The organism is Butyrivibrio sp. WCD3002, from assembly GCF_000424265.1.
In the GTDB taxonomy this organism is placed as follows: Bacteria; Bacillota; Clostridia; order Lachnospirales; family Lachnospiraceae; genus Butyrivibrio.
This window is the reverse complement of the sequence record NZ_AUJO01000001.1, coordinates 850,480-856,556: the sequence shown is the minus strand read 5'-3', so window position 1 is coordinate 856,556 and position 6,077 is coordinate 850,480. Positions and strand designations below refer to the sequence as shown.

Here is a 6,077-nt window from a genome sequence, read left to right as displayed (position 1 = left end):
ACCGCTGGTGTATCAGCTGCATCGCCAGATGCATAAGGCTGGGTAGCCAAGTCCGGAAGGGATAAACGCTGAAGGCATCTAAGCGTGAAGCCCCCCTCAAGATGAGATATCCCTCCTTTGTGGAGTAAGACCCCTTAGAGACTATGAGGTAGATAGGCACAAGGTGTAAGCATGGTAACATGTTCAGCTGATGTGTACTAATAGGTCGAGGGCTTGTCCAAACTAGGAAAACTTGCTGAGGTATTTCCGAAGCTAGTTTGAGTGTTGTTCTGGCGAGGTCTGAAAGACCGAGAGCAGAACTTCCAAATATAGAACATGATATGGAATAAGATGAAATAATTCAGTGTTCGGTTTTGAAGGTACAAACCGTTTTAAACACTTAGGCTTATTGCTTAGGTGTTTTTTTGTTATAATAATTCAAGCTAATTGAATTACATGCGGAGGTTAAATATGAAATATAGTTTAAAGGAAATTGATAATAAAAAGCTTTGGGGAAGATGTTCATTTGAAGATAATGATCTGGTATTGTTCTGGACAGAGAGCGGTGTAGAGTTTAATGTAAAAGCCGGTTATATGGTTGCTGAGATAGAAGCTTCTTATAATATGCTTGAGCTTTGGCTGGATGTTTTTGTTGATGATGAGAGAATAATGAGATTTCCTCTTCAGCAAGGAAGACATAAATATCAGATTTTGAGAGGCTTTGATCCTAATCATCCAACCAGAGTAAGAATTGCGAGAAACACTCAGTCTATGCCGGATGATACCGTATCATTAATCAAGATTTGTTCTATTGATACGGATGCAGAATTCTTACCGGTGCCTGAGAGAAAGTTCAAGATTGAGTTTATAGGTGACAGTATTACATCAGGAGAAGGAAGTGCTGCTCTTACGAGAGAGGAATGGATACCAACAGTTTTCGATCCTGCGATAGGATATGCTGTTGAAACTGCGAAATTACTTGATGCTGAATATAATATGATAAGCCAGAGCGGATGGGGACTATATGCATCATGGGATGGAAATCTTGAATTTGCATTACCTGTTGTATATAAATATGTTTGCGGATCTCAGAAAACTGAAGCTGCAGTACATGCGGGATCAAGAGAAGAATGGGATTTTTCTTCTAATATAAAAGATGCAATCATTATTAATCTTGGAACTAATGATAGTGGTGCAATAAAACTTGATAAGTTTGATGATGATCAATTCATTAAAGACTTTACAGAGTGTGGTATAAAATTTCTTAAAGAAGTAAGAGATTACAACCCTGATTCTGTTATAGTATGGGTCTATGGTATGCTTGGGCATGAAATGAAAAACAATATAGAAGATATCGTAAAAACGTACAATAATAAATTTTCAGATAATGTCAGATTTGTACTCTTACCTGATTGCAATAATGGATATGTTGGAGCAAGAATGCATCCTAACCCTGAGGGACATAAACTCGCAGCAGCAGAAATATACAGGTGTTTAAAGGAGGAGTTAATAAACGAATAATCAACGATTATAATCATAAAATAATAAATGGTAGACAACTTCTTAAATTTATAAAATACTTATAAACAGTTTCTTAAAAGACAGTCAATTCGGCTGTCTTTTTCATTTTTTCTATTTATTTTCAAAATGTATATGCTATACTAAATTAGAATATTAAATAGATATTCAATCGGTTTTTAGTTTGTTTTGAAGCAAAAAGAATTTTTAATAAAGCGCGAGGTAAAAATATGGAATCTAAGATCTTGCTTGAAAACGGTACTAACGAGCTCGAGGTCCTTGAGTTCAAAATTGATGATCATTGCTATGGTATCAATGTAGCAAAGATCAAAGAAATCATCGTCTATGAGCCGGTGACGCCTGTTCCTAATGCACATCCTAGTATAGAAGGTATATTTATGCCACGTGATACTATGATTACTGCTATTGATCTTAGGAACTGCTTGCAGAGAGGCGCTTCTAAAGCAGGCGGACTCTTTATTATTACCAATTTCAATAAGTTGGATATTGCTTTCCATGTTGATGCGGTTGTAGGTATTCACAGAGTATCATGGGCCGACATTATTAAACCGAACGCGACTATTTCCAAGGCTGAAGAGAGTATCTCTACAGGTATTATCAAATTAGATTCCAGACTTATTATAATACTTGATTTTGAGAAGATCGTATCAGATATTAATCCTAATACAGGTCTTAATGTTTCACAGCTTACTGATATCGGACCCAGAACGAGGAACGAGATTCCGATTGTTCTTGCAGAGGACTCACAGCTGCTTAATAAGCTTATCGTTGATTCGCTTAAGAAGGCCGGCTACGATAATGTAAGACACTTTGAAAATGGTAAGCTTGCTTACGATTACATCAAGGGCTGCAAGGACAGAGGTCAGCTTGATAAGGTTAAATGTATCATTACCGATATTGAGATGCCTATCATGGATGGTCATCGTCTTACAAAGCTTGTTAAAGAGGATGACGAGACTAAGCAGATCCCGCTCATCATTTTCTCATCACTTGTTAATGAGGAGATGAGAAGAAAAGGAGAGTCGCTGGGAGCTGACAGACAGTTATCTAAGCCCGAGATTGGAAATTTGGTTTCTGTAATTGATGAACTTGTTCATGCTGATGGCGATGCCAAATAAAGAAAAGATTTAAAGAGAACTCCCTTTATTGCTTCAGTTATGAAGAATGACTGCTACAATGAAGGGAGTTTTATAATTTTTATGGGGAGCAGACTAAATGAAGTCTAAGAACGAAGAGTATTTGGATAGTCTTTTGAATTCATTGAAAAAAGATGCCAATTCCGGTATTGCCCAAATAACTAATGACTCAAAGAATACTTCTGACTTAAATGATGTTATTGGCAATTCATCAGGTAGTAATGACCTGAATGAAATCGGAGAAATGCTTGGAAAAGTCGATAGCGGACAATTATTGGATGAAGGAATGGTTGATGTCCTTGATTCTATTAGTGCGCCTATAGATAGTGATGCTCCTACATATAAAGTTGGCGATGAAGTATCTGATTCATACGAAAAGGATGATGATGAGATTACTCTTGATGAAGAAATAGCTCTTGCTGAAGCTGCGTTAGAGAATGCAGGGAATGCAGATGTATCAGAAAATGAAAATCCGGATGTAGCTATGAATAATCCCGGCGATGAGATTAATGTTGAAATTCCGGATATGCCAACGATTGAAGAGATTACTGCTGAGACAACGAATAGTTCTGCGCAAATTGGAGAAGCAGAGGAGGCAAATTCTTTTGATGATAGTCCTTCTTTGGATGCAACTACGGGGATGTCAGATGATGATCTAATGAATGAGGTTGCAATTGAGCTCCCTGCAGATGTACCGGATTCTTTGCTTGAAGTTGCGCCTGAAATACCAATAGATGATTTTTCTGATCAGAGCGAAGCTGGACAAATGAGCAGCGCAGATTCTGCGCTGGATGAAATGATGAGAGCAACTCCGGAAGAGGTTCTTGGAGCTGATTTTGGTGCGCAGACAACTTCTGATGAAAATTTACTTAACATCGATGAAATGCTTGATGCGGGTACAGGTAGCGAGGAAGCTATTATTAATGAGTCGCTAAGCCTTGATGGACTTGAAAATATTGGCGGTGCAACTGAGGATGGTTTGTCAGAATTATCGGTTAATGAAGGCCAAGGGGTAGATATACCGGATGATAATTTTTCTTTGGAAGGTTTACTTGATGGAGAACCTACTGTAGAAGATGCGGCCGGTGAGCAGGTTGGCGAGCCTTCTTCAGACGAGATAAATATTGATGACATTAGTATTGATGGAATATCAGCGGACGAACCATCTTTGGATGAAATTAACATAGATGGAATGATGGCGGATGCGCCTGAAGTACAGGAAGCTTCAGAAGCACCTGTAGCTGATATGCCCGAAGCTACAGCAGAGCCATCGTTAGATGAAATTAATATAGACCAAATGATGGCAGGTGAACCTGAAGTACAGGAAGCTTCAGAAGCACCTGTGGCTGATATGCCCGAAGTTGCGGAAGAGCCGTCATTGGATGAAATTAATATAGACCAAATGATGGCAGAAGCATCTGTAGCTGATATGCCTGAAGCTGCGGCAGAGCCATCAATGGATGAAATCAATATAGATGGAATGATGGCAGATGCTACGGCAGAGCCGTCGATTGATGAAATCAATATAGACGAGATGATGGCTGATGCACCAGAAGCACAAGACGCGTCAGACGCACCTGTAGCCGACATGGCCGAAGCTGTGGCAGAACCATCATTAGACGAAATCAACATAGATGAAATGCTGGCGGAAGAACCATCAGCAGATGAGGTGCCTATGGATGATGAGACATTGAAGGAAGAACCTTTGGCAGATGAAATATCACTTGTAAATATGCCTCTTGAGGAGAATGGAGTAGATGATTCTTCAATAGAAGAGGTAATGGGAGAAGAGGCTGCGTCCGGTGATGGAGCGCCAGCAGAGGAGGCGCCTGCTGAAGCTGCTCCTTCAGATGAAGTGGTTCCGGATGAGCTGTTGGAACTTGATCAGTTGCAGATTGATAAGATGTTATCCGGGGATGATCTTGATGAGAATTCGGCAGGAGCTGAGGGTGGATCAGATGAATTGGGATTGGATGATTTGTCCTTGGATGATCTTGATCTTTCTCTTGATAGCCCGGATGTGCCCGAGGAAGCCGGAGAAGGTGCTGATGGAGCGGGGGATGAAGTAAGCCTTGAATCCATGAGTGCTGAACTGGATAATCTTTTGGATGATGTAGGAGAAGATGCCGGCGGAGCTGAGGATTCTCTTGAGGGAGAAGCCATGAGCTCTGAATCAGAGCTTGACAGTATGCTTGCAGATCTTGGCGGAGAGGAAGGCGCAGATGGTGGCGAACCGGGCGATGTAGATATGCCTGATCTTGATGCCATAATGAACAGTCTTGCCAGCGATGATGTTGAGGACCTTGAAAATACTGCACATATAGATGAGCAGGAAGGTGCAAACGCAGGTGAGATAAGCCTGGATGATATCGGTATTGGTCCTGATGATAGCGGCGAAGAAGTAAATCCTGAGGATATCATGGAGGCTCTCGAAGGTGATGGCCTTGATGAAATAGGGCTTTCGGATGATATTCCTGATCCTGATGAGGTCAATGATAACGGCGGAGATTATGATGAGATTTCGCTGTTTGATGGACCTGATGAAGCTTCTGAGGATGAAGATGGTGGTAAAAAGAAAAAGAAGAAAAAACGCCCGAATCTTTTAATACTTATTATCGCTGCACTTTTCAAGGTGCTTACTCAGACTGATGAGGATCTTAATCCGAAATCGGAAGAGGATGGTCTTGCAAGTCTTACTGATGAAAACCAGCAGGTAATCGATGAGCTTGCTGCGGAGGATGGTAAGAAGGCCAAGAAGGAAAAGAAGAAAAAGGAAAAGAAGGAAAAGCCCAAGAAGGAGCCTAAGCCTAAGAAGGAGAAGAAACCGAAGCCTCCGAAGGAGCCAAAGCCTAAGAAGGAAAAGAAAAAGAAGGTTGATGATGGTGCTCCGGAGAAGGCTTTAGCACCTAAGAAGGTTGCTATTTCAATGATTTTTGCAACAAGCCTTGGACTACTATGCTGTTTGCCTTCATTTGTATTGCCGGGCAGGATTATTTTCACCCGTGCCCAGACTGCATTTGAAAATGGTGATTACAGCGAGGCTTATAAGCTTCTGTATGGTAAGGAATTAAATGAGGAGCAGGCACTTTTATATCACAAAGCAAGAGTAATGGCCTGTGCTAATCACTACATGGATTCATATAACAATTATCTTGCTATGAATATGAAGGATGAGGCAGTGGACAGCCTGCTTGTAGGAATGCGGACAAAGGATGCAATAATTAAGGAGGCAGAGGAGTTTCAGGTTGCAGGTGAGGTCGAAAGCGTGTATTCTAATATCGAATCGATACTTACCGGTGAATATGGGTTATCTGCTGCTGATATCGAGGAAGTCAATAAACTTACTGACAAAGCAGCTTATACCAAACGTATTATGGAAATTGCAGGAACTCTTGAGGACTTTATTCATCCAACCGGCTGAGC

The 6,077-nt window shown here is 40.8% G+C and carries 3 protein-coding genes and 1 rRNA gene; all 4 read left to right on the top strand.

The window, feature by feature from the left end; translation table 11 throughout:
- Positions 1-221, top strand: a 23S ribosomal RNA gene (locus G608_RS0103540); the annotation flags it as partial.
- A gap of 229 nt (positions 222-450) precedes the next feature.
- The gene (locus tag G608_RS0103535; RefSeq protein ID WP_026494869.1) at positions 451-1,500 is read left to right on the top strand and encodes an SGNH/GDSL hydrolase family protein; all 1,050 of its coding nucleotides are present in this window, start codon (positions 451-453) and stop codon (positions 1,498-1,500) included.
- Positions 1,501-1,727: 227 nt separating this feature from the next.
- Positions 1,728-2,636 carry a chemotaxis protein gene (locus G608_RS0103530; RefSeq protein ID WP_026494868.1) on the top strand — a complete coding sequence of 303 codons (909 nt, stop codon included), beginning with the start codon at positions 1,728-1,730 and terminating at the stop codon, positions 2,634-2,636.
- A gap of 97 nt (positions 2,637-2,733) precedes the next feature.
- Positions 2,734-6,075: a hypothetical protein gene (locus G608_RS19730; protein WP_035794361.1), complete on the top strand. Its 3,342-nt coding sequence runs from the start codon at positions 2,734-2,736 to the stop codon at positions 6,073-6,075.
- The last annotated feature ends 2 nt before the right edge of the window (positions 6,076-6,077 follow it).

Coding starts and splice junctions, on each gene's coding strand:
- G608_RS19730 (WP_035794361.1), top strand. CDS start 2,734: ATGAAGTCTAAGAACGAAGAGTATTTGGATAGTCTTTTGAATTCATTG.
- G608_RS0103530 (WP_026494868.1), top strand. CDS start 1,728: ATGGAATCTAAGATCTTGCTTGAAAACGGTACTAACGAGCTCGAGGTC.
- G608_RS0103535 (WP_026494869.1), top strand. CDS start 451: ATGAAATATAGTTTAAAGGAAATTGATAATAAAAAGCTTTGGGGAAGA.